This is a genomic window from Alkalibacterium psychrotolerans (assembly GCF_054784355.1).
The window spans coordinates 1-2,372 of sequence record NZ_BAAGPH010000025.1; the positions used below are offsets into that span (position 1 = coordinate 1).

Annotated in this window: 3 protein-coding genes; all 3 read left to right on the forward strand. The window is 43.3% G+C overall.

Annotated elements, in window-relative coordinates:
* Window positions 1–290 precede the first annotated feature (290 nt).
* Window positions 291–632 (forward strand): Glu/Leu/Phe/Val dehydrogenase dimerization domain-containing protein, encoded by a 342-nt coding sequence (locus ACYVLS_RS03975; protein ID WP_460321475.1) that lies wholly within the window; start codon window positions 291–293, stop codon window positions 630–632.
* Entirely contained in the window at window positions 629–1,258 is a 630-nt protein-coding gene (locus ACYVLS_RS03980; RefSeq protein ID WP_460321470.1) for a Glu/Leu/Phe/Val dehydrogenase family protein, read from the forward strand. The genes ACYVLS_RS03975 and ACYVLS_RS03980 overlap by 4 nt, the downstream gene beginning before the upstream one ends.
* Before the next feature lie 135 nt (window positions 1,259–1,393).
* On the forward strand, window positions 1,394–2,116 hold the full coding sequence (gene pgeF / locus ACYVLS_RS03985; protein ID WP_460321473.1) for a peptidoglycan editing factor PgeF: 723 nt from the start codon (window positions 1,394–1,396) through the stop codon (window positions 2,114–2,116).
* Window positions 2,117–2,372 lie beyond the last annotated feature (256 nt).

A 2,372-nucleotide genomic window follows, 5' to 3' on the forward strand; every position in this document is an offset into this window, starting at 1 on the left:
GGTGCAGTTCTTATTGATTGTCACGAAGACTGGCTAAGTTCAACTCGAAAATATATTCAATTTTGACCGCAAGGTTAAGACACGAAAACAGTGTACTGTATTTTACACAATATTATGGACTTGACTAGGAAAGGCTTCATGCATTAACTATTTTATACTTATCACTCTCTTCTCATCAATTAATCAGAAAATACTTTAACGTACTAAAAAAATATATAAACGGAAAGGGCGTAAATGGAATGGACATATTTAAAGCGTTGGGAGATCACAATTACGAGCAGATTATTTTTATGAACGATGAAGAAACTGGACTGAGAGCCATCACGTGTATTCATGATACAACTTTAGGACCGGGTTTAGGAGGTACGCGTTACTGGACGTATGACAAGGAAGAAGATGCGATTGAAGACGCTATGCGCCTGGCGAGAGGCATGACCTATAAGAGCGCGGCCAGTGGTCTCTCTTTAGGTGGAGCTAAGACAGTTATCATTAAAGACCCGGATAAAAAAGTGAACGAAGAAGCGATGTTCAGAGCCTTCGGACGTTTTGTGGAAGGCTTAAATGGCCGTTACATTACAGCAGCGGATGTCGNCCATCGCCTTCAACGGCTCACGGAGTCTATGTCGGCATGAAAGCAGCAGCCAAAAAAGCATTTGGTTCCGATTCTTTAGAAGGCAAACGCATTCTTATAGAAGGCGTAGGAAAAGTCGGTTTCTTACTGGCTGAGAAGGTTTTGGCTGAAGGGGCTCACGTTATTGCAACAGACATTTTTGAGGGGCCTCGTAAACGTGCTGAAGAAGCTGGATGTGAGATTGTTGATGCGGATGATATGTTCTCTGTTAAGGCTGACATCTATGCACCGTGCGCTCTGGGTGCGACCGTGAATGATGAGACGATTGACCAGATTCAGGCAGCGGGTATTAAAGTCATTGCCGGCGCGGCAAACAATCAACTGGCAGAACCGCGTCATGGAGAAAAGATTGATGAACTGGGCATGATTTATGCGCCGGATTATATTTTAAACGCAGGCGGACTGATTCAGGTAGCAGACGAATTTAACGGTGGCTACAGTGAAAAGCGGGCACGCATGTCTGTAGACAGAATCTATGACCAGATTGAGAAAGTGTTTGAAATAGCTGACAGGGACGGGATTCCAACCTATCAGGCAGCTGACAGACTGGCAGAAGAGCGTATCGCTGCCGTACGAGGCACCCGTAGAATTTTTGCCCGGAATGCTAAATCGATTATCAATCGTTAATTAACTAGCTTTTGTTGAAACCTCATATGTGACTACCTTATAAGGAAGTACATGTGGGGTTTTTGCTTTGGGAATACTTAGTGGAGTAAACAGTCTGTGGTATACTTGGAAAAAATGATAAAGGATGGATCCGCAATGCAATCAGAACGTTTAAACAGAAAGGGTGTTAAACTTTTTATCGCCGGTTCGGCTTATAACTTTCGCTATCAGACTGCCGGAGAAAAAGTAAAAACTGACATGAACCGCATACTCGACGTATTGGACGTTCAGCCGGAGGAGATTTATACTGGTCAGCAAACCCACAGCGCAACGGTTGCCTATGCTGACGGTAAAAATGGAGAAGCATTTGTATTCGGACGTACATTTAAGGATACAGACGGACTTCTTACAGACAAGAAGAAGGTTGGTCTACTAATTAAATATGCTGACTGCACGCCCATTGTCCTTTATGACCCCGTCAATGACGTGCTGGCTGTCGTTCATTCCGGCTGGAGAGGGACCGTTCAGCGTATCTCTGAACAGGCAATAGCCCAGATGGAGACTGACTTTAATTCGAAAAGGGAAAATCTGCTGGCTTTTGTGGGACCTTCTATTGATCAGGCTAACTACGAAGTGGGGCCGGAAGTCTATGAAGCTTTCTCTGATTTTCCTGAGCGGGATAGTTTTTTCCAGCCAGCGGATGACAAATATAAACTCAGTATGATGGATGCCAATCTGGTCAGCCTGACAGAATCCGGCATCAAGGAGAGCAGTATTGAAGTGGATAGACGGTCAACCTATACGGATGAGCGCCTGCATTCTGCCCGAAAAGAGGGGACAGACTATCAGTTAAACGGTTTATTCGTCATGATGGATTAAAGAGACTATTATATCGGAAAAAGCAGTGTCGGCTACTTCCGGCACTGCTTTTTTTACTAGCAGAAGCATAAGTAGGGTAAGGTAAACTAAACTACACAAAATTCAGGATTTTGTGTAGTTTATTATTTTTGTAAATTTCAAGTTTAAGTTAGCCACTTGTTAAAAATAATTTTCATGTGAAATTTAGCGTTCGTTTTCCTTGTAGAGATGGCTTGATAATGAGCTGAGGCATGATAGTTTTTTTGACAAGCTGGCT